This window comes from Corynebacterium sp. HMSC036E10 (assembly GCF_001836265.1).
GTDB lineage: Bacteria > Actinomycetota > Actinomycetes > Mycobacteriales > Mycobacteriaceae > Corynebacterium > Corynebacterium coyleae.
The window spans coordinates 112,749-133,780 of record NZ_KV827977.1 but is presented as its reverse complement, the minus strand read 5'-3'; the positions used below and the strand labels follow the sequence as shown (position 1 = coordinate 133,780).

General features: G+C 61.0%; 19 protein-coding genes. 9 read left to right on the top strand and 10 right to left on the bottom strand.

The window, feature by feature from the left end; translation table 11 throughout:
* Window positions 1-49 precede the first annotated feature (49 nt).
* The 5 genes from whiA (at window position 50) to secG (ending at window position 4,705) form a co-directional block, all read left to right on the top strand.
* On the top strand, window positions 50-1,039 hold the full coding sequence (gene whiA, locus HMPREF2736_RS04535) for a DNA-binding protein WhiA (protein WP_070423122.1): 990 nt from the start codon (window positions 50-52) through the stop codon (window positions 1,037-1,039).
* Window positions 1,040-1,299: 260 nt separating this feature from the next.
* Window positions 1,300-2,310: a type I glyceraldehyde-3-phosphate dehydrogenase gene (gene gap / locus HMPREF2736_RS04530; RefSeq protein WP_070423123.1), complete on the top strand. Its 1,011-nt coding sequence runs from the start codon at window positions 1,300-1,302 to the stop codon at window positions 2,308-2,310.
* 93 nt (window positions 2,311-2,403) lie between these two features.
* The gene (pgk, locus tag HMPREF2736_RS12650) at window positions 2,404-3,615 is read left to right on the top strand and encodes a phosphoglycerate kinase (protein ID WP_070770984.1); all 1,212 of its coding nucleotides are present in this window, start codon (window positions 2,404-2,406) and stop codon (window positions 3,613-3,615) included.
* 12 nt (window positions 3,616-3,627) lie between these two features.
* Window positions 3,628-4,401, top strand: a complete 774-nt coding sequence (gene tpiA / locus HMPREF2736_RS12645; RefSeq protein WP_070615009.1) for a triose-phosphate isomerase — start codon at window positions 3,628-3,630, stop codon at window positions 4,399-4,401.
* Window positions 4,402-4,468: 67 nt separating this feature from the next.
* Window positions 4,469-4,705 (top strand): preprotein translocase subunit SecG, encoded by a 237-nt coding sequence (gene secG, locus HMPREF2736_RS04515; RefSeq protein ID WP_070423126.1) that lies wholly within the window; start codon window positions 4,469-4,471, stop codon window positions 4,703-4,705.
* Window positions 4,706-4,712: 7 nt separating this feature from the next.
* Here secG and pgl read toward each other — a convergent pair whose 3' ends face one another.
* The 5 genes from pgl to tkt are packed head-to-tail and all read right to left on the bottom strand — an operon-like array spanning window position 4,713 to window position 11,139.
* Window positions 4,713-5,411 carry a 6-phosphogluconolactonase gene (pgl, locus tag HMPREF2736_RS04510; RefSeq protein ID WP_070423127.1) on the bottom strand — a complete coding sequence of 233 codons (699 nt, stop codon included), beginning with the start codon at window positions 5,409-5,411 and terminating at the stop codon, window positions 4,713-4,715.
* Window positions 5,408-6,328 (bottom strand): glucose-6-phosphate dehydrogenase assembly protein OpcA, encoded by a 921-nt coding sequence (locus HMPREF2736_RS04505; protein WP_070828994.1) that lies wholly within the window; start codon window positions 6,326-6,328, stop codon window positions 5,408-5,410. Before HMPREF2736_RS04505 ends, pgl begins: the two co-directional genes overlap by 4 nt.
* A gap of 22 nt (window positions 6,329-6,350) precedes the next feature.
* Window positions 6,351-7,868: a glucose-6-phosphate dehydrogenase gene (zwf, locus tag HMPREF2736_RS04500; protein WP_070828993.1), complete on the bottom strand. Its 1,518-nt coding sequence runs from the start codon at window positions 7,866-7,868 to the stop codon at window positions 6,351-6,353.
* Window position 7,869: 1 nt separating this feature from the next.
* On the bottom strand, window positions 7,870-8,961 hold the full coding sequence (gene tal / locus HMPREF2736_RS04495) for a transaldolase (RefSeq protein ID WP_070828992.1): 1,092 nt from the start codon (window positions 8,959-8,961) through the stop codon (window positions 7,870-7,872).
* Between the two features lie 6 nt (window positions 8,962-8,967).
* Window positions 8,968-11,139 (bottom strand): transketolase, encoded by a 2,172-nt coding sequence (gene tkt / locus HMPREF2736_RS04490; RefSeq protein ID WP_371326408.1) that lies wholly within the window; start codon window positions 11,137-11,139, stop codon window positions 8,968-8,970.
* Window positions 11,140-11,294: 155 nt separating this feature from the next.
* On the opposite strand from tkt, the gene HMPREF2736_RS04485 reads away from it, so the two are divergent.
* Window positions 11,295-12,212, top strand: a complete 918-nt coding sequence (locus tag HMPREF2736_RS04485; protein WP_288870091.1) for a heme o synthase — start codon at window positions 11,295-11,297, stop codon at window positions 12,210-12,212.
* A gap of 10 nt (window positions 12,213-12,222) precedes the next feature.
* Here the strand turns inward: HMPREF2736_RS04485 and HMPREF2736_RS04480 are convergent, their stop codons facing one another.
* The 5 genes from HMPREF2736_RS04480 to mptB are packed head-to-tail and all read right to left on the bottom strand — an operon-like array spanning window position 12,223 to window position 17,531.
* A complete protein-coding gene (locus tag HMPREF2736_RS04480; protein WP_070828991.1) occupies window positions 12,223-13,200 on the bottom strand; it encodes a quinone oxidoreductase family protein in 978 nt (325 codons plus the stop codon).
* A 1-nt stretch (window position 13,201) separates the two neighbouring features.
* Window positions 13,202-14,155, bottom strand: coding sequence for a COX15/CtaA family protein (locus HMPREF2736_RS04475; protein ID WP_070828990.1), 954 nt, complete (start codon window positions 14,153-14,155; stop codon window positions 13,202-13,204).
* Window positions 14,156-14,200: 45 nt separating this feature from the next.
* Window positions 14,201-14,989, bottom strand: a complete 789-nt coding sequence (locus HMPREF2736_RS04470; RefSeq protein WP_070828989.1) for an ABC transporter permease — start codon at window positions 14,987-14,989, stop codon at window positions 14,201-14,203.
* 4 nt (window positions 14,990-14,993) lie between these two features.
* Window positions 14,994-15,920, bottom strand: coding sequence for an ABC transporter ATP-binding protein (locus tag HMPREF2736_RS04465; RefSeq protein WP_070570366.1), 927 nt, complete (start codon window positions 15,918-15,920; stop codon window positions 14,994-14,996).
* A gap of 6 nt (window positions 15,921-15,926) precedes the next feature.
* A complete protein-coding gene (gene mptB, locus HMPREF2736_RS04460; RefSeq protein ID WP_141761601.1) occupies window positions 15,927-17,531 on the bottom strand; it encodes a polyprenol phosphomannose-dependent alpha 1,6 mannosyltransferase MptB in 1,605 nt (534 codons plus the stop codon).
* Between the two features lie 194 nt (window positions 17,532-17,725).
* Between mptB and HMPREF2736_RS04455 the strand changes: the two genes are divergently transcribed.
* The 3 genes from HMPREF2736_RS04455 to sufD are packed head-to-tail and all read left to right on the top strand — an operon-like array spanning window position 17,726 to window position 21,032.
* Window positions 17,726-18,430: a helix-turn-helix transcriptional regulator gene (locus HMPREF2736_RS04455; protein ID WP_070423137.1), complete on the top strand. Its 705-nt coding sequence runs from the start codon at window positions 17,726-17,728 to the stop codon at window positions 18,428-18,430.
* Window positions 18,423-19,868, top strand: a complete 1,446-nt coding sequence (sufB, locus tag HMPREF2736_RS04450) for a Fe-S cluster assembly protein SufB (RefSeq protein ID WP_070570362.1) — start codon at window positions 18,423-18,425, stop codon at window positions 19,866-19,868. The genes HMPREF2736_RS04455 and sufB overlap by 8 nt, the downstream gene beginning before the upstream one ends.
* Window positions 19,869-21,032, top strand: coding sequence for a Fe-S cluster assembly protein SufD (sufD, locus tag HMPREF2736_RS04445; protein ID WP_070828987.1), 1,164 nt, complete (start codon window positions 19,869-19,871; stop codon window positions 21,030-21,032). It abuts the gene before it with no gap.

Genomic DNA, 21,032 nt, shown 5'->3' with positions numbered 1-21,032 from the left:
GCAAGCTAGACTGCTCCGGGTTGAAGGGGGCGATGAAAGGACGGAAACATTGGCGCTTACGGGCAAGGTGAAAGAAGAGCTACTCGCCGTATCTTGTGGTACCACCGAGGCTCGGGCGGCGGAAGCCACCGCGCTTATTCGTTTCGCCGGCTCGATCCAGCCTTCCGATAACGGTCTGGCCATCGTCGCAGAATTCGGCGAGAAGCCGGTGGCGGTGAGGCTCGCGGAATCCATTCAAGAACTCTGCGCAGTCCAGCCTGCCATCGAGACCGTACCCCCTGTCCAAGGCAGTAAAGACACCACGTATGTCGTTCGAGTGGAACGTGACGTGGCTGATGTCATCCGCCGGCTGAAGCTTGTGACAGCGTCTGGTCACCCGGTGGTTGGTATGCCGCGACAGGTGATTTCAGGATCAATGGCCGGCGTTGAGGCAGCTTGGCGTGGCGCGTTTCTCGCGCGAGGAAAGCTGATGGAGCCTGGCCGTACCGCGACCCTTGAAGTGGCGTGCCCGGGCCAGGAAGCTGCGCTCGCACTCGTTGGGTTGGCCCGTCGTCTGTCGGTGACCGCGAAGACCCGTGAAACCCGAGGTGTGGAGCGAGTGACTATCCGCGACGGCGAGACCATCGGAATCCTGCTGAGTCGTATGGGGGCACCACTGACCCGCCTGGAGTGGGACCGCAAGCGCGCGGCGAAGGCTGTGACAGCGAAGGTAAACAACCGCTTGGCTACCTTCGATGACGCCAATACGCGCCGTTCGGCGCAGGCTGCAGCAGCTGCTGCAGCACGGGTGGAGCGTGCGATGGACATTCTTGGCGACGATGTTCCTGAGCACCTTGCGGAAGCGGGCTACCTCCGCGTGGAACACCGCCATGCTTCACTCGAGGAACTTGGTCGTTTGGCTGACCCGCAGATGACCAAGGACGCCGTTGCAGGACGTATTCGACGACTGCTGTCGCTCGCTGATCGTCGAGCAGCCGAGATGGGGATCCCGGACACACACGGAGTGGAAACGGCTCCGAATCCTGTGAATTCAGATTAACGCCCAGAACGTGTTCGGAATCACAGTTTCCTCTGGGGTACATGAGATGCCCTGAGCGGGCGGTATTTTCCCCAAGGGGAGTGGGGGTGCTGAGGTGTCGTGGTGTGGGAAACCACATTCAGAATCGGCACGGCGGGGGAATGCTCCCCCTGGTTGCGGGGAGGGGGCCTTGGGGCGAATTTGCGCCCTGCAGGCTGTGAGAGGCGCAGATACACTGGCTTGCGTACGAGGTTTTCTACAACCATCGAGGAGAAAATACAGTGACTACGCGCATTGGCATTAACGGTTTCGGTCGTATCGGACGTTCCGCGCTCCGCATCATCGAGGACGAGTACAAGGGCGAGCTCGAAGTCGTCAAGATCAATGACTTGACGAACAATGAGACTCTCGCACACTTGCTGAAGTACGACACGGCCTACGGCCAGTTCAAGCACGACATCGAGTACGACGACCACTCGATCTCTATCGATGGCCGCCGTATTGAGGTCTCCGCTGAGAAGGACCCGGCAAACCTCGCCTGGGGTGACCTGGATGTTGACATTGTGCTGGAGTGCACCGGCGTATTCCGCAAGGGGCCGGAGGCTCAGGCACACATTGATGCTGGCGCGAAGAAGGTCATCATCTCCGCACCGGGCAAGGAAGTTGACGGCACCTACGTGTGGGGCGTGAACCATGCCGACTATACGGGCGAGGAGAACATCATCTCCGCGGCATCGTGCACCACGAACTCGCTCGCGCCGGTTGCGAAGGTCCTCGACGAGGCGTTCGGTATCGAGCGTGGCCTGATGACCACCATCCACGCTTACACAGGTGACCAGCGGATCCAGGATGCTCCGCACAAGGACCTGCGTCGCGCCCGCGCGGCAGCGCAGAACATCGTTCCGACGACCACCGGTGCAGCTAAGGCTGTGGCGCTCGTGCTCCCGAGCCTTGAGGGCAAGCTCGATGGCTTCGCAATGCGTGTGCCGACCATCACCGGTTCCGCCACCGACCTCACCGTGACCCTGGGCAAGGATGTCACTGTCGAGGAGGTCAATGCGGCAGTAAAGAAGGCTGTGGAGGACAGCGAGTTCGGCCAGGCGCTGAAGTACACCGAGGACCCGATCGTCTCTTCCGACATCATCGGTGACCCGCACGGCGCTATCTTCGACGCTGGCATGACTCGCGTCATCGACGGCAACCTAGTCAAGATCATCTCGTGGTACGACAACGAGTGGTCTTACACCGCCCAGTACATCCGTCTGACCAAGCTGGTCGCGGACAAGCTCTAAGTTATGGCACCCCCGGGTCCGTGGCGCTTCCAGCGCGGCGGACCCGTTTTTCATACGATGGGATGCGTTCACCGAACTAAAAGGAGAGACCCCTTGACTAAGAACTTGCAGCAGCTTCTCGACGAAGGCGTCGACGGCCGCCACGTCCTCGTTCGTTCCGACTTCAACGTTCCGCTCGACGAGAACGGCAACATCACCGATGCCGGTCGCATTGACGCGTCGCTGCCTACGCTGAAGGCGCTTCTCGACGGCGGCGCGAAGGTCATCGTTATGGCACACCTCGGCCGCCCGAAGGGCGAGGTGAACCCGAAGTTTTCTCTCGCACCGGTTGCAGAGGCACTGTCTGAACGTCTCGGGCAGTTTGTCCCGCTGGCAGGCGACGTCAGTGGCGAGGACGCCCACGAGCGTGCCAACGGCTTGACCGAGGGCGAAATTCTGCTCCTGGAAAACGTTCGTTTCGATCCGCGCGAGACTTCAAAGGACGAGGCGGAGCGCGCGGAGTTCGCGGCTGAGCTCGCTGCGTTGGCGGCTGACAACGGCGCGTTCGTCTCTGACGGTTTCGGCGTTGTGCACCGTGCCCAGGCGTCTGTGTACGACGTTGCGAAGAAGCTGCCGGCGTACGCGGGCTTCCTCGTCGATAAGGAAGTAGAGATCCTGTCTGCGGTCAAGGACAAGCCAGAGAACCCCTACATTGTGGTGCTCGGTGGCTCGAAGGTGTCCGACAAGCTCGGTGTGATCGAGGCGCTTGCAGAGAAGGCAGACAAGATCATCATCGGTGGTGGCATGTGCTTCACCTTCCTTGCGGCCCAGGGCCACAACGTGCAGAAGTCGCTGCTGCAGGACGACATGATCGATACCTGCAAGGAGCTCATCGCACGTTTCGGCGAGAAGCTGCTTCTGCCGGTTGATGTCGCTGCGGGTGCTGGCTTTGACAAGGACACCGAGAAGAAGGTCGTCGGCCTGGATGAGATTCCGGAGGGCTGGATGGGCCTGGATATCGGACCGGAGACCGCAAAGAACTACGCCGAGGCAATTAAGGGCTCCAAGACGGTGTTCTGGAACGGCCCCATGGGTGTGTTTGAGTTCCCGAACTTCGCCGACGGCACCAAGGCAGTGGCTGAGGCAATGATCGCAGCGACGAAGGACAACGGTTCCTTCACGGTTGTCGGCGGCGGCGACTCGGCGGCATCCGTGCGCACTCTGGGCCTCGACGAAGAGGGATTCTCCCACATTTCGACCGGCGGTGGCGCTTCCCTCGAATTGATTGAGGGTAAGGACCTGCCTGGCGTTTCTGTTCTGCAGTAAGGAGGTCTATCCATGGCACGTACACCACTCATCGCGGGCAACTGGAAGATGAACCACGATCACCTTGAGGCGATCCAGAGCGCGCAGAAGCTTGTCTTCGCGTTCCCGAAGGATGGTTACGAGGTAGTCGATATCGCCCTGACTGTCCCGTTCACAGACCTTCGTTCAATCCAGACGTTGGTGGAAGGCGACAAGCTCCAGATCACCTACGGCGCGCAGGACGTGTCTGAGCACGACAACGGCGCGTACACCGGCGACATTTCTGCCGCGATGCTGGAGAAGCTCGGCTGCACCTGGGTGGTCGTCGGCCACTCGGAGCGTCGCGAGTACCACGGCGAAACCAATGAGCAGGTCGCTGCCAAGGCGAAGAAGGCCCTTGAACACGGCATCACGCCAATCGTCTGCGTCGGCGAGCCACTCGAGGTCCGCGAGGCGGGCGACCACCTCGACTTCGTGGTCAAGCAAACGCGTGAGTCGTTAGCTGGTGTGGATGCGTCCAAGGTCGTCATCGCCTACGAGCCCGTCTGGGCAATCGGTACTGGCAAGGTAGCCTCCGCCGCGGACGCGCAAGAGGTCTGCCACGGCATCCGTGAACTTGTCCGTGAGCTTGCGGGCGACGACGCAGCCGAGCAGGTCCGCATCCTCTACGGCGGTTCGGTGAAAACGGACACCGTCGCAGAGATCGTGGGCCAGCCCGACGTCGACGGTGGACTCGTCGGCGGTGCCTCCTTGGATGGACAGGAGTTTGCGAAGCTTGCCGCCGCTGCCGCGAACGCGTCGATGTAAGTTCCCACCAGAAAGTGGTGTAGGCTCAACAGAGTTTGCACCAATGTGATTTGGAAAGGTATCGCAGATGGCTCTTGCTCTCGAGATCGTGCTGGTGATTTCGGCGATCCTCATGACCGTGTTCGTCTTGCTGCACAAAGGCAAGGGCGGCGGTCTGTCCAGCCTCTTCGGTGGCGGCGTTCAGGCGAACCTGTCCGGCTCCACCACCGTGGAGCGCAACCTGGACCGCGTGACCGTGCTGATGGCGATCATCTGGATCGCCTGCATCATCGGTCTGAACCTGATCCAGACGTTCGCGTCCTAACAGCGAATTAGTTCAACGGTCCTGCTGCATCCTCGGTGATGCGCAGGACCGTTTCTTTACGCCCAACTGCGCCGGCGACCGGCCAATCCTGAGCTGCCGTAACACCGTCACCTGCGTGGGAGGCAGCCTCGGCTTTCTCTGCGCCGGAAACGAGCAACCACACACGGTCGGCTGACTGGACCGCAGGCAGGGTCAGGGTTGCCCGCTCGGCTGGTGGCTTGGGGGAGTCAGTAACCGTGACGACCATGGCATCATGTTCGCGCACGGCGCTGGTGTGAGGGAACAGCGAGTTGATGTGACCCTCGCCGCCCATACCGAGCAAGTGGAGGTCGAAGCCATCCGGCGCAAACTCCGCTAAGGCTGCTTCATAACGCGCTACCGCGGCATCCATGGGCCCACCGTCCAACCCGTAGCCGTGGATGTTCGCTTCGGGTATGTCGACATGGTCAAGCAACGCCTCCCGGGCCTGGCCCTCGTTGGACTCGGGGTGGTCTACCGGTACGTTGCGTTCATCGCCGAAAAACACGTCTACGTTTGCCCAGTCGATCGCTTCGGTGCGCAGACGTCGCAGGAGAGCGATGCCCGCGGTTCCGCCGGTCAGTACCACTCGAGCGCGGCCGTCGCCAGAGCGCTGAGCGTCGCGGATGACGGCCGCAACGTCGGCGGCGGTGTCGTCGATAAGAGCCTCGAGATTCGGATAAATCATGCGTGTCGTACCTTTCCTAAGCCGTTCAAAGCGTTGCCGTAGATGGCATCGGGACCGAGGTGGCGAAGTTCTTCGGCAAGACATTCGGCGTCAGTGCGCTCACCCATTGCGACGCGCGAGTCAGCCATGTCTGGTACCGAAATGCGTACCGTGTACTCACCCTCAGCAACGACTTCAACATCGCCACCGTCTGTGTGGATGATGGTGTGGGCGATGGGGAAGCCGGAGATATGCTCGTCGCAACGTGTTACCTCCACATCGAGGCTGTCAGCAAGCCAGCCGGCCGCAAGATCCACGCTGGGGTCTCCAGGAGCACCGGCGACCTCTGCACCCGTGATTGTGTGCTCAGGGAACCGGTCAAGCGCCGAAGCGAGAATTCCCCTCCAGGGAGTGATTTGAGACCACAACATGTCGGAATCGCCGGGCGTATAGCCTGCCGCCAACTCCGCGAGCGATCCATCGCGGCTCGCACCACGAATGTTGGTAATGCGACGTTGCGCAATGTGTCCCAACTGATCTTCGGCGGGCCGTTTTGGAGCAGCGCCTGGCCAATATGAGACGACGGGGGTGTCGGGAAGCAGAAGGGGTGTCACCACGGCACCGAGGTGCTGCGTCAATTCACCGCACAGATGCATGACGACGACCTCGGACGCGCCAGCGTTGGACGCAACCATCACTTGAGCGTCGAGACGCGATTCCTTAGCCGGGTCGCCGGAGACCAGCACGAGTACACGTGCTGGGTGCTCGAAAGAGGCGTCCCGGAGGGTGGACAAGGTGTCGTCGAGAAGCTCGCTGTCTTCATCTACCGCAACCAAAAGCGTCAGGACGCGACCGGTAGCTAGCGAATGGCTCTCGCGCACGCGTGCGAGTGACGTCTCAATTTGTTTCGTGGTGGTGTTAGGAAGATCGATGATCATACGTCGAACCCTTTCCGTTCCGTTACGGACGACGCCACGCCCGGCCCTCGCGGGCAAGCATCTCATCAGCGGACGCAGGACCCCAGGTGCCTGCCTCATAGTCTTCAGGGGCGCCATGTTCCGCCCAGTAGTCCAACACCGGATCCAGAATCTGCCAACTGCGCTCCACCTCGGCGTTAGTGGGGAACAGGCTGGACTCGTCAAGCAGCGCATCAAGGATGAGACGCTCGTACGCCTCTGGGGACTGTTCCGTGAACGCCTCCGAGTAGTGGAAATCCATGTTCACGTCCCGAAGCTCCATACCCGGGCCGGGGACCTTCGAACCGAAGCGCATGAGAACACCTTCGTCGGGCTGGACGCGGATGACCACTGCGTTGTTGGTCAGCAAATCCGTCTGGCCTTCTGTAAACGGCTGGTACGGGGGTTGTTTGAAGACAAGCGCGATTTCGGTCACCCGTCGGCCTAGGCGCTTGCCGGTGCGCAGATAAAACGGCACACCAGCCCAACGTCGCGACGCGATTTCTAGCGTGCATGCTGCGTACGTCTCAGTTGTCGAATTCGGATCGAATCCGTCTTCCTCCCGCAGCCCTACGACGCGTTCAGAGCCCTGCCAACCCGCGGTGTACTGGCCGCGTGCCGTCGTCTCAGAGAACGGGCCGACAGCGGTGGTGGCACGAAGCACCTTAAGCTTCTCCGCGCGCAGCTGCCGTGGCGAGAACGATGTCGGCTCCTCCATGGCAACCAACGCGAGCAGCTGAATCAGGTGGTTCTGGATAACATCGCGCGCTGCGCCGATGCCGTCGTAGTAGCTCGCCCGACCACCGAGGCCGATGTCCTCGGCCATGGTGATCTGCACATGGTCGATGTAGTGCGAGTTCCACACGGGCTCGAAGAGCTGGTTAGAAAAGCGCAGGGCCAAAATATTTTGGACGGTTTCTTTGCCCAGATAATGGTCGATGCGGAACACGGAGCGCTCGTCGAACACGGCGCCTACCACCTCGTTGAGCTGGTGTGCTGACTGCGCGTTGTGCCCAAATGGCTTCTCGATGATCACGCGCCGCCACTCGCCTTCACCTGCGTGGGCCATACCGCTGCGATCAAGTTGGTGGATCACATCCGCGAAAAAATCGGGAGGTACCGACAGGTAGTACGCCCAGTTGCCAGCAGTGCCGCGTTCGGCGTCACTGCGTTTCAACGTGGCCGCAAGGGCGTCGAAGGCGTCGTCGTCATCAAAGTTGCCCTTGACAAACTGAAGACCTTCAGCGAGGCGCTGCCACACATTCTCATGAAAGCTAGTGCGCGCGCCCGCATCGATTGCTTCACGGACATAGGCCTGAAAATCAGCCTGTGTCCAGTCCCTCCGCCCGTAGCCGACGAGCGTGAACCCGCCGGGGAGCAGACCGCGATTCGCTAGATCATAGATCGCGGGAAGAAGCTTTTTGCGGGCCAGATCGCCGGTCACACCGAAGATAACCATGCCGGAAGGTCCGGCGATCTTGGGCAGCCGCTTGTCCTCAGGGGAACGGAGTGGGTTAGTCACATTAGGCGAGTTTAGCTGTCATCGAATCGAGCAGCTCCTGCCACGCGTCCACAAACTTCTCTACGCCTTCGCGCTCTAGCGTGGCGACGACATCCTCAACGTCAATGCCAACCTCACGCAGCGCCGCAAACACCTCGCGGGAGACAGCTTCGGTGCCGGTGAGCGTGTCGCCGTGCACACCGCCATCCGCGAGCGCCGCGTCAAGAGTCTTCTCCGGCATCGTGTTTACAGTATCCGGTCCGGCCAGCTCCGTGACGTACATCGTCGCAGGGTACTCAGGGTTCTTCACACCCGTTGACGCCCAGAGCGGACGCTGCTTGTTCGCGCCGTTAGGCAGTTCGTCGATGAGCTCCGCCTCGAACTCCTTTTGGAACAGTGCATACGCCAAGCGGGCGTTCGCAATGCCTGCCTTGCCGCGAAGCGCGAGAGCCTCGTCGGTGCCGATGACCTCGAGGCGCTTGTCCACCTCGCTATCCATACGGGATACGAAGAACGATGCCACCGAATGGATAGCGCTGACATCGTGGCCGTTCGCGGCAGCCTGACGGATGCCTTCCTTGTACGCGTCGATGACCTGCTGGTAGCGCTCTACCGAGAAGATCAGCGTCACATTGACCGAAATGCCTTCAGCGAGGGCGGCGGTGACGGCCGGAAGCGACTCGTCGGTCGCGGGAATCTTGATCATCAAGTTCTCCCGGTCGACCTGGTTCCAGAGCTCCTTTGCCTGTTCGATGGTCTTTGCCTCGTCGGCTGCGTAGCGAGGATCTACTTCAATGGACACGCGACCGTCCTTGCCACCCGTTGCCTCGAACGTATCGCGGAACAGGTCGCACGCATCTTGAACGTCCTTGACGCTCATTGCGTAAACCGCTGCATCAGCAGCAGATCCAGCAGCCTTCAACTCGGCGAGTTGCTCGTCGTAGTGTGTGCCCGAGCTCATCGCCGCAGCGAAGATCGCCGGGTTAGTGGTTACGCCGACAATCGATTTCGATGCCTTCACTTCAGCAAGGTTGCCGGTAGCAATGCGTTCACGCGACAGATCATCCAGCCACGTTGACGTGCCTACGTTGTACAGATCGTCGATAGCAGTCATGCACTCCTACTTTCCGTCGCCGCGGGTTGGTTCGGACTCAGTTTCGCCGACACGCTGGCTCGTTGGCACGCTGCGGTTATCGCGCACGCATGCAAGAGTCTCGCGGGCGACGCGGACAACATTGTCGGTGGTGAAACCAAAGCGTTCGAAGAGCTCCGAGCCCGGGGCAGAAGCACCGAAGTGCTCCAGCGATACGGCGCGGCCGAACTCGCCGAGGAAACGGAACCACGGCATGGAGGTTGCTGCCTCGACAGACACACGGGCCTTGACCTCGCGAGGCAAAACAGCGTCGATGTAGTCGTCGTCCTGTTCCATGAACCAATCAATGGACGGCACGGAAACCACACGCGTTGCGGTGCCATCTTCCTCGAGCACCTTGGCGGCCTCAACCGCGTACTGCACCTCGGAGCCGGTCGCCATGATGATCAGGTCCGGAGTCTCCTTCGAACTCTCAACCAGGACGTAAGCGCCGCGGGCGACACCGTCGAACGCCTTCTCCTTGGTGCCCTCGAGCACCGGCAGGTTCTGGCGCGACAGGGCCAGGGCCTTCGGCTGTTCCTTCGTCTCGAGTGCGGCGATCCACGCAGCAGAAGTCTCGTTCGCATCTGCCGGACGAATCACGGCAACGTCCGGGATGGCGCGCAGCGCAGCCAGAGTCTCCACCGGCTGGTGAGTTGGGCCGTCCTCGCCGAGGCCGATCGAGTCGTGCGTAAACACGTAGTAGCCATCGATGCCGGACAGTGCGGCAACGCGGATGGCGGGGTAGAGGTATTCAGAGAAGATGAGGAAGGTGCCACCGTATACGCGAGTGCCACCGTGCAAGGCAATGCCGTTCATGACAGCGCCCATCGCGTGCTCACGAATACCGAAGTGGAGGTTGCGGCCGTACGGGTTCGCCGTGAACATCTCCGTAGAGATCGACTCAGGACCGAACGACGGCTCGCCCTTAATGAGGGTGTTGTTGGAACCAGCAAGATCCGCAGAACCGCCCCAGAGCTCAGGCAGCATAGCGGCCGCAGCCTGGATCGCAGCTTCAGAAGCCTTTCGGGTAGCTAGGCCCTTGGCATCCGGTTCCCAAGTGGGGAAGTCCTTCTTCCAATCCGCAGGCAGCTCACGGGCAGTGAGGCGATCCAGCAGCGCCTTGCGTTCCGGGTTTGCCGCAGCCCAGGCGTTGAACTTCTCATCCCACTGGGCACGCTTTTCGGCTGCGCGCTCACGCAGCTTGCGGGTGTGGTTGATCACGTCGGCTTCCTCAGGGAAGTGAACGTCGGTATCGAAGCCGAGTTCAGCCTTCACCGCAGCTACCTCGTCCGCGCCGAGAGCTGCGCCGTGGATAGCACCAGTGTTCATCAGGTTCGGGGCCGGGTAGCCGATGACGGTCTTCACACGGATAATGGTCGGCTTCGTGGTCTCGGCCTTCGCCTCTGCGACGGCTGCTTCGATTGCCACGACATCCTCGCCCGACTCGACGGTCAGCGTCTGCCAACCGTAGGCCTCGTAACGCTTCATCACGTCTTCGGTAAATGCGATTTGGGTGTCGTCCTCAATGGAGATCCGGTTGTCGTCCCAGAACAAGATGAGGTTGCCCAGCTGCTGGGTACCTGCAAGCGAAGATGCCTCTGCGGTAACGCCTTCTTGGAGGCAGCCGTCGCCGGCGATGGCATAGATGTAGTGATCGAACGGGGACTCGCCAGCAGGCGTCTCAGGGTCGAAGAGGCCACGCTCTCGTCGAGAAGCCATTGCCATGCCCACAGCGGAGGCAAGGCCTTGGCCGAGTGGACCCGTAGTGATCTCCACATGGTCAGTGTGGTTGTACTCCGGGTGCCCCGGCGTCTTTGCACCCCAGGTGCGCAGATCCTTCAAGTCCTGCAGCTCGAGGCCGAAACCGCCGAGATAAAGCTGGACGTACTGGGTCAACGACGAGTGGCCGTTGGACAAAACGAAACGGTCGCGGCCAACCCAATCCTTGTCGGACGGGTCCACATTCATCACACGCTGGAACAGGGTGTAGGCGAGCGGCGCCAGGGACATCGCCGTACCCGGGTGTCCGGACCCGCAGTTCTCCACCGCGTCGGCCGCCAGCACGCGGGCAGTATCAACTGCACGGGTGTCAGTATCGGTCCAATCCGACGGGTAGTTGCGGACAGTCATGGCTTGCAGCTCGGGTGGCAGCGTCACTTCATTCCTCGCTTAAGTTGAGTCTGATGAGGTCTCCCAAGAGCATACTGCGTGACCCTTATGGCGTGTTCGATTCGTGCCTACAGTGGGGGAACGGCTACCATCGTCCAAAGGTATGAGTGCCCTGCGCCACCTGAAGAATAAAAAGGAGAGAGTTGTTGGAGACCATTAAGGCATATTTCGCGTTGACGAAGCCGAGGGTCATTGAACTACTCCTGGTCGCCGCAATCCCGGCGATGCTCCAGGCTGACCGCGGCGAAGTTCACGTTTGGCTCGTCTTCGCAACTCTCCTCGGAGGCTGGATGGGCGCCGGCGCCGCAAACACGTTCAACATGGTGGCCGACTACGACATCGACCAGAAGATGGGGCGTACGCGCGCCCGCCCGCTGGTCCGTCACAAGATCACCAAGCAAAAGGCCGCTATTTTTGCATGGGCACTGCTGATCATCAGTGTGCTGTGGCTTGGTTTGCTCTGTAAGTCCTGGTTGGCGGCGTTCTTCATCATCTTGACCAACGCGTTCTACATCTTCGTCTACACGAAGTGGCTCAAGCGCCGCACGTGGCAAAACGTGATTTGGGGCGGCGCGGCTGGCTGCATGCCGGTGCTCGTCGGTTGGGCCGTGATCCGCGACAACGTCACCGACGGAACGCCAGACCACTGGTGGCAGGCCATCGTGATGTTCCTGATCATCTTCTTCTGGACGCCACCGCACACCTGGGCGCTAGCAATGAAGTACAGGGAAGACTACGCGCGTGCGAATGTGCCGATGCTGCCGGTGGTGGCCTCGCCAGAAGAAACCAGCCGTCAGATCGTGCTGTACTCCTGGCTGACCGTCATTGTCTCGTTTGGCCTCGTGCCGGCTGCGTCGTGGATTTACCTCGTGATTGCCGTGGTATCCGGTGTCGCATTCCTCGTCATGGCGACCAAACTGCACAACGGCATCGTGCGAGGCGAGAAGGTCAAACCGTTGAAGCTGTTCATCTTGTCGAACAACTACCTCGCGGCCCTGTTCCTCGGCCTGTCCTTTGACGCCGTGCTCGGCTGGGAGACTATCGGAGAACTGCTCTTCTAATCCCGCTCGATTAATCCCGATCGATCTTGAGCACCACAGAACCTGTGGTCTTACGCGCCTGCAGATCCTCATGGGCTTTGCGGGCGTTCTTGAGCTCATACGGCGGGTGGACGCGCATCCGGACGGTACCGTCCTCAATCGCACGGACAACTGCCTGTGCGCGCATGAGGAACTCCTCGTCTGTGGCAACGTAGTGCTTCAGCGAGGGGCGGGTGAGGAACAGTGCTCCGTGCTGGTTCAACTCTTGAATCTTGAACGGCTCCACGTCGCCCGACGCGGAACCGAAGGAGCACACGAGGCCGCGCGGACCTGTGACCTCAAGGGCAAACTGGAAAGTGTCCCTGCCAACGCCGTCGTAGACCACGTTGACGCCCTTGCCACCGTTGACTTCCTTGATCTCCTCTGCGAGAGCGGAGCCCTTGTCTCCGTAGCGGAACACCTTGGTCGCTCCGGCTTTGTACGCGAGATCCTCTTTCTCGTCACTCGAAACAATCGAATAAACCGTGGTTTCGAGCGCCGCAGCCATCTGGGTCAGGATAAGGCCGACGCCACCGGCGCCAGCAGTGATGACCATGGTGTCTCCCGGCCTGGTATCTCGAACACCGTGGATAAGGTAGTGCGAGGTCATCCCCTGTAGAAGCATGGATGCCGCAACCTCGGGCTGCACGCCTTCCGGCACTGCGACGAGACGGTTGCGGTCGACGGCAACCTTCTCTGCGTAGGACCCTGGAGCGTCGTGCCAAGCGACGAGCGTACCCGGCGCGATTTCCCCCAATGGGTCGTCGACCACTCGGCCGCAACCTTCGGTGCCGGGGATGTAGGGAGGCTCAGAGGCGTACGTTCCGGAGCGGAAGTACGTGTCTATGTAGTTGACGCCGGCATAGTCGACGTCGATAAGCAATTGCCCCTCGCCTGGAACGGGATCGGCGATCTCGGTGTATTCGAGTACCTCCGGGCCGCCATGTTTGGTAACAAGAATTGCCTTCATGTCACACTAGCGTAGGCAAACGACGCTTTCCGTGTGCGAAAAGGAATGCACTAAATGCCACGACCGTTGATGACATGCCGATGTGGACTGGGATTGTCCAGCGTGGAACACCCATCCTGAACTGGATGACGCCGATGGCCCACTGCACAAAAATCAATGCAATGAGCACCCAGACGGTTCGTTTTGCGTCTGCAGGGGCATCAGAGCGGCGCAAGATGAAAGCGACGACGAAGGTTGCGATGAGGTAGACGTACATGCAGATGGCGTGGACATAGGCGAGCATCCGGGTGTCGAGGTCGAGACGACCTTCCATGCCAACACCGGAATCACCCGAGTGTGGACCCGAGCCGGTAACCATAGTGCCGGTAACGAGGACAAAGCAGAGCGCGACGGCGGCGATGACAGTCCAGGTCTGAGCATGCGCGGGGAAGCGGCGCGTCGGCTCGGCCGCATCGGTTTCTGCGATGCGCATGTAGAGCACTGCCGCAACCCACACGAGCAGCATCGACGGCAGGAAGTGCACCGCGACGGACCACCATTGCAGGTCGAGGCGTACTGAAATGCCGCCGATGACGGCCTGGACAACAACGCCGAGGAAGGAAACCCAAGCCATCGTCTTGATTGCGTCGCTGCGCTTCGCTTTGTATACCGCAATTAGGACAAGGACTGCGGCAGCGGCGACGACGAAGGCGAGCAGGCGGTTACCAAACTCGATTGTCTGGTGAATCCAAGGTGCAGCGCCCGCAACCGGCACGAGTGAGCCCTCGTGGCACAGCGGCCAGGTGTCGCAACCGAGACCGGAACCGGTCACGCGGACAAGCGAGCCGGTGACCGTAATGCCACCTTGGCAGATGAGCAGCACCATGCCGAGAACGCGCTGCAGGTGGAGTGAGGGATCTTGCCAGGCCTCTTTGAAGCGGCTTTGGGACTTTGGCTGGGCGGTGGTGGTCGACAAAACTTCTCCAACTTTCGGATGAATAACGGCTTGAGTGTATCGCGGTTAGTCGTCAAAGCGGAACAGGCGCACCGCCCCGATGATCGCTAGGACAGTCCATACTGCGAGCGAGACCCAAGCCGACACGTTAAAACGCAGGTCAACAGCATCTGCCAAAGCGCCGGCTAGCGCGACCGTGGGCACAGCATTCCAAACACCGGCACTAGAAAGGTCTCCGGAATAGACCACCCATCCAACAATGCCCATGAACGCAATCCAGATCAGGTTTGCCAGCGCAAGGACTAGCTCGGAGCTAAACGTGCCGCCCATCAGTAGTCCCATGGCGGTAAACGCCGCCACGCCGAACAGCAGGGTAATCAGGCCGAATCCAGCGCCTGCGACCGAAACTCGCCAGCCCAGGTATAGGGCAATCGCGCCGAGGACGACGATCTGTACCAAAACGGTGGCGAGAACACCGAAGATTTTCCCGGCGACAATGGTCCATGGTGGCACGCCCGAGGCGCCCACGCGCTTGAGCGCTCCGTATCGACGATCAAACGCAAGGGCAATCGCCTGGCCCGTGAAGCCAGCCGAGGTAGCAGCAACAGCAAACACCATCGGAACGAGTGCGTTGAAGTCGGTGTCGTCGCCAAACATCGGTATGTGCGTGGCTGCGATGAGCACCGCAGCAGGGATGATGAGGTTGACGAGGAGCTGTTCGCCGTGGCGCAGCATCAGCCTTGCTTCAACGCGGCCTTGTGCCAGTGCCATCTGTGCAAGTGATGCACGTTGCGGGTTCGGCGTGAAAATACCAGGGGTAAGAGCTCGGTCGGTGGTCTGGGCTTGCGTGGTCATTGCGTTAGCTCCTCAACTCTCGTCCGGTGATATCCAAAAAGACGTCCTCAAGGTCGCGGTGCGACATCGACAAATCCCGGATCAGCACGTTTTGCTGGGCAGCACTTCGCGCAAGCGCTTCGATGACGGCCGGGGAACCGGCGCCAAGAATTCGGTAGCGCTGAGGGCTGACTGCCTCGGCGGTAATGTCGAGCGCTCGGAGTTCGTCGTTAAGCAGGTGCACATCGAGCTTACGGTCCGTGCGGACAGCAACAACCGGGTACTCCTCATGACTGGTCAACTCCGCTGGGGAGCCTTGGGCGACGAGTTTGCCATGGTCAATGATCGCAACGTCGTCGGCGAGCGTTTCCGCTTCGTCCATCAAGTGGGTGGTAAGGAGCACAGTGGTGCCGTCACGCTTCATCGCCTGGATGATGTCCCATACTGCGAGGCGCGACTGGGCATCCATGCCTGCAGTGGGTTCGTCGAGGAAGATTAGTTCTGGGCGACCAATCATCGCGAGCGCGAGCGACAGTCGCTGCTGTTGGCCGCCCGACAGGCGGCGGTACGTGGTCTTCGCTACGCCTTCGAGCCCGAGCAGCTCTATAAGCCAGTCCGGGTCGTGAGGATTGGTGTTGTACCGCGCAGCGAGCTGCAGGATCTCGCGAACCTTCAACGACGCATAGGATCCGCCCCCTTGCAGCATGATGCCGATGCGGTCACGGACCTTCTGCGGTTGCGTGACAGGGTCGATGCCAAGCACCCGGATTGACCCGGAGGTTGGTGTGGTAAACCCCTCGCACATCTCAATCGTCGTCGTTTTGCCGGCACCATTCGGGCCGAGCAGTGCCAAAAGTTGACCACGTCGCGCGGTAAACGTCAGTCCGTCGACAGCCCGCTTTTCGCCGTACTCCTTGACGACATTGTCGACTTCAAGAGCAAGATCACTCATGGCCGATCAGTCTAGCCCGCGGCCCCGCCAGTACCGGAAACCCAACCAGGCAACAAGCACTAACGCAGTGAACGCAACAGCGGCTGACCCGTAGATTGTCACCACAGCAAACGGCGGCAGTGCCAGCCCGCGCGGGAGTACAAGGAAACTAAAAACCGCGCTATAAGACGCCACAATCACCCGGAAAAAGAACCGGTTCGCCCAGGCCGCTAGCGGCAAGATCGCCCAGAGCGGATACCAGGGGTGCACCACCGGGAACAGGATCACGAGCACCAGCATGGATACGCCGAGCCCGCCGACGGGGTGGATCGTGCCCTTGAACGTGGCCCACAACATGCGGACCGCGAACGCTGCAGCTACGGCGAGCCCTGCGCCACGCGTAATGACGAGTATCGCCTCGGTCTGATCGCCAAGTCCCAGCAGCATCCCAATGAATCCGCTGATGACGCCGATGTCGGTGGTCAGCGAGAGCCAACTGCGTATCGACGCAGCACCGCCCTGTCCCGTCACCCACCCGAACCCGATGCCGGTACCGAGGGAGACGAGTGTGATCGTCGCTAAGAAAATAAGCGTTTGCACGGCGACTGCCCGCGCAATGGAGCGCACCGTAGAGACTCCCTTGAGGTGAAAACTGCGCGCGAGCGCCATGCCAATAAACCCCAGCGGGATGAACCCGGTCACCTTCACCAACCCCGCACAGGAGAGGAGAACGCCCGATGCTATCAGGGTGATCCAGGTACGGAACGTTGCGTCGCCAATTCGGATCGGATCGACTGCTCTGAGCCCGAGCTCGAGGCCGACGAGGACGAAGCCGACCAGTAACGCCTCGTTGTGAATACCTCCGACCAGGTGCAGGATGGTCAGTGGGTTGAGCAGGCCGAGCCACAGCGCAGCCGAGGCGTTGACGCCACACCGTTGCGCAAGGGCGCGCAGCCCCCACGATGCTGCGAGCAATCCCGCGACAGAAAGCACACGGTGCAGGAAGACCCCCCAAAACACTGCATCGGTGGTAACAATGGAAATTAACGCCGCGATGCCGAGTGCGACCGGCCCGTACGGGCTTGGAGAGTGCGCCCAAATGAACGGCACAGATCTGGCCAGTGGGTGGTCGACGCCGAGGATCTCTACTGGCCCGGCGGCGTACGGGTCAAGGCCCATGCGCACAATCGCGCCGTTAGCCAAATAAGAATAAATGTCCTGAGTGAACAGGGGCGCGGTCAACATTAATGGCAGCACCCATGCGACGAACGTGCGCTGCAGCGCCGGTGCTCCGATGCGTGGTGCGTGCCCACCTGCACCGACAAACGGCGCCATAATCAGCCATGACGCGACAAGCATGCCCACGCCGATGAGCACGATGGCGTTAGAAGCCAGCATCATTCGGCTCATGGTGGCCCCAAAGGGGAAGGCGAACCACGGATTATCGACGACTGGGAGCGCCCCGCCACCTAAACCACCTAGCGCGATGAGACACGCGCCCAGGGCTCCGAGCCAGCGCAAAAGGAAAAACCGGTCCCGCTCCCGGTAAGACGGTTGTGGAATGGACGAACCACCATCAAACCCGGGCGACGGATTGTGCAGTTCCGAGGAACGCGAACCGGGCCGCCCCATGTGGGGAAACTCCGCAAGGACCGCACGGCCAGGGCGCCGCAGACGCGGCAATCTCGGCGAGCGGGGAGGCTGGGCAGTCACGTCGCTAGAGCTTACTTGGTGCACGCCACGCCAAGGAGACCCGCTTCGGCGGGAATAATTACGACACACTAGTGTTGTGTAAAGGCGAGCAGAGAGCCAAGGAAAGGGGTTGCATGGTGGCAGAGAAAGACACTGCATACCGCGCGAACGGAACAACCCGTTCGCAGGTGATGTCTATCCTGCTCAAACAAGGGCCCGTTGCGGCGGCCGAAATCGGCACCGAGCTTGGACTTTCGCCCGCCGGCGTACGACGCCATCTGGACAAACTCGTTGAAGAAGGGATGGCAGAAACCTGCCCGCCGCGCGCGGTAGCAGGAGATCAGGCATCCCGCGGCCGTCCCGCAAAACACTTCCAGCTCACCGTCAAGGGCAGGGAAGAGTTCGGTACGAGCTACGACACCATCGCACTTGAGGCCGTTGATGTGATCGAATCTATCGGCGGCGAGGAAGCAGTGCGTGAATTCGCTCGCAGGAGGGCCGAACGCATCTTCGCAGATGTCCAGACTGGTGCTGACAGTGACGACCCGGAAGCAGCAGTGCAAGCTGTTGCTGCCGCGCTCGAAGCCCACGGATACGAGCCCACCGTCAGGCGTACGCCAGCAGGTATCCAACTGTGCCAACACCACTGTCCAGTCTCCGCGGTAGCGGCTGAGCATCCAGAATTGTGCGAGGCGGAACACGAGGCCATTGCGCGCATCGTCGATACGCATGTGCAACCGCTCGCCCTTATTGTGGACGGACACGGCATCTGCACGACTAACATCCCTCTCGCCCCAAAGGCGGGAAACGAAACGAAAGGAGCGGCTGACAATGACTGAAGCGAAGCCAACGCCAGGTCTTGAAAAGCCGATGAACGACGACGAGATCATCGAGTCCATCGGCGCTTACAACTACGGCTGGCACGACTCCGATGTTGCCGGCGCATCCGCGCGACGCGGCCTCAACGAGGACGTTGTCCGCGACATTTCCGGCATCAAGGAAGAGCCGGAATGGATGCTGAACCAGCGTCTCAAGGCGCTCGAGATCTTTGAAAAGAAGCCGATGCCGACCTGGGGCGCAGACCTCTCCGGCATCGACTTTGACAACATCAAGTACTACGTCCGCTCCACCGAGAAGCAGGCGACCTCCTGGGAAGACCTGCCGGAGGACATCAAGAACACCTACGACAAGCTGGGCATCCCCGAGGCAGAGAAGCAGCGCCTCGTTGCAGGCGTTGCAGCACAGTACGAGTCCGAGGTTGTCTACCACCAGATCCGCGAGGACCTGGAGGAAAAGGGTGTCATCTTCGTCGATACTGACACCGCGCTGCGTGAGCACGAGGACCTGTTCAAGGAGTACTTCGGCTCCGTCATTCCAGCCGGCGACAACAAGTTCTCCGCGCTGAACACCGCAGTGTGGTCTGGTGGCTCCTTCATCTACGTCCCGCCGGGGGTCCACGTGGACATCCCGCTGCAGGCCTACTTCCGCATCAACACCGAGAACATGGGCCAGTTCGAGCGCACGTTGATCATTGTCGACGAGGACGCGTACGTGCACTACGTCGAGGGCTGCACCGCCCCGATCTACAAGTCGGACTCCCTGCACTCCGCGGTGGTGGAAATCATCGTGAAGAAGGGCGGCCGCTGCCGCTACACCACCATCCAGAACTGGTCGAACAACGTCTACAACCTGGTCACCAAGCGTGCCAAGGCTGAAGAGGGCGCGACCATGGAGTGGGTCGATGGCAACATTGGCTCCAAGGTGACCATGAAGTACCCGGCTGTCTGGATGACCGGCGAGCACGCTCGCGGTGAGGTGCTTTCCGTCGCATTCGCAGGTGAGGGCCAGTTCCAGGACACTGGTGCGAAGATGACGCACATGGCTCCGCACACGTCGTCGTCGATCGTGTCCAAGTCCGTCGCCCGCGGCGGTGGCCGTGCCGCATACCGTGGCTTGGTTCAGGTCAATGCCAATGCGAACGACTCCGCATCCAACGTTGAATGCGACGCGCTTCTGGTCGACAACATTTCCCGCTCGGACACGTACCCATACAACGACATTCGTAACGATCGTGTCACGCTCGGCCACGAGGCGAAGGTGTCCAAGGTTTCCGAGGACCAGCTGTTCTACCTCATGTCCCGTGGCATCGCCGAGGAAGAGGCAATGGCAATGATCGTGCGCGGCTTCGTCGAGCCGATCGCCAAGGAGCTGCCAATGGAGTACGCCCTCGAGCTGAACCGTCTCATCGAGCTGCAAATGGAAGGATCGGTGGGCTAAATGGCTGAAACCGTCAAGAACGCCACCACACACAACAACAAGGGCGACCTGTACTCCTCCTTCAATGTCGAGGATTTCGAGGTCCCAGGCGGCCGCGACGAAGTCTGGCGCTTCGTCTCCCTACGTCGCCTGCGCGGCCTGCACAACGGCCAGTTCGCGCCGCAGGCTCCCGCCCAGATCACAGTTGACGCTCCGTCTGAGGTCACCGTTGAGCAAGTTGCGCTTGACGACGACCGCGTGACCGCCGCCGGAGCCCCCGTCGACCGCATCGCCGCCCAGGCGTGGACCTCCTCCGAAAACGCCACCCTGGTATCGGTGCCAGCAAACGTCGAGCTCAACGACACAATCACCATCACCGTGACCGGCGCAGGCGCAGACGTCACGACGTTTGGCACCATCGTTGTCGAGACCGGCGCGAACTCCGGCGCAACCGTGCTGGTGCGCTACGAAGGCTCGGGTACTCACGCCGACAACGTCAACTGGGTCATCGGCGAGGGCTCCCGCGTCAATGCCGTCATCGACGCCGAATGGGATCTTGATGCAGTACATGTTGGCCAGCAGGCGATCGTCGTCAAGCGCGATGCAACCCTGCGTCACCATGTCGCAACCTTTGGCGGCGAGGTCGTGCGAATCTCCCCACGCGTGTCCTTCGAGGCACCGGGCGGCGACGCTGAGCTGACCGGCGTGTACTTCGCCGATGCGGGCCAGTACATTGAAAACCGCCTGCTCGTCGATCACGGCGTACCGAACTGCCGCTCCAACGTGCTCTACAAGGGCGCCCTCCAAGGCGACAAGGCCTCCGGCTTGCCCGAGGCCCGCACCTGCTGGGTCGGCGACGTGCTCATCCGCGCCGAAGCCCAAGGCACCGACACCTACGAAACCAACCGCAACCTGGTGCTCACCGACGGTGCACGCGCCGACGCAATCCCGAACCTGGAAATCGAAACCGGCGAAATCGCTGGTGCTGGCCACGCCGCCACCGTCGGCCGTTTCGACGACGACCAGCTGTTCTACCTGCGCTCCCGCGGTATCCGCGAGGAAGACGCCACCCGCCTGATCATCCGTGGCTTCTTCAACGAGGTCCTCAACCAGATCCCAATCGAGTCGGTCCGCGAAGACCTCATCGCCCGCGTCGCCGGCGAACTCGAGCGCAACGAAAACTAA

Excerpts from the sequence above, each read along its gene's own strand:
- sufB (WP_070570362.1), top strand. The coding sequence starts at position 18,423 with ATGACTGAAGCGAAGCCAACGCCAGGTCTTGAAAAGCCGATGAACGAC.
- HMPREF2736_RS04465 (WP_070570366.1), bottom strand. The coding sequence starts at position 15,920 with ATGAGTGATCTTGCTCTTGAAGTCGACAATGTCGTCAAGGAGTACGGC.
- sufD (WP_070828987.1), top strand. The coding sequence starts at position 19,869 with ATGGCTGAAACCGTCAAGAACGCCACCACACACAACAACAAGGGCGAC.
- tal (WP_070828992.1), bottom strand. The coding sequence starts at position 8,961 with ATGACTGCTATCGACGATCTGTACAACGTAGGCACGTCAACGTGGCTG.
- tpiA (WP_070615009.1), top strand. The coding sequence starts at position 3,628 with ATGGCACGTACACCACTCATCGCGGGCAACTGGAAGATGAACCACGAT.
- HMPREF2736_RS04480 (WP_070828991.1), bottom strand. The coding sequence starts at position 13,200 with ATGAAGGCAATTCTTGTTACCAAACATGGCGGCCCGGAGGTACTCGAA.
- secG (WP_070423126.1), top strand. The coding sequence starts at position 4,469 with ATGGCTCTTGCTCTCGAGATCGTGCTGGTGATTTCGGCGATCCTCATG.
- HMPREF2736_RS04455 (WP_070423137.1), top strand. The coding sequence starts at position 17,726 with ATGGTGGCAGAGAAAGACACTGCATACCGCGCGAACGGAACAACCCGT.
- mptB (WP_141761601.1), bottom strand. The coding sequence starts at position 17,531 with ATGGGGCGGCCCGGTTCGCGTTCCTCGGAACTGCACAATCCGTCGCCC.
- pgl (WP_070423127.1), bottom strand. The coding sequence starts at position 5,411 with ATGATTTATCCGAATCTCGAGGCTCTTATCGACGACACCGCCGCCGAC.
- HMPREF2736_RS04505 (WP_070828994.1), bottom strand. The coding sequence starts at position 6,328 with ATGATCATCGATCTTCCTAACACCACCACGAAACAAATTGAGACGTCA.
- HMPREF2736_RS04470 (WP_070828989.1), bottom strand. The coding sequence starts at position 14,989 with ATGACCACGCAAGCCCAGACCACCGACCGAGCTCTTACCCCTGGTATT.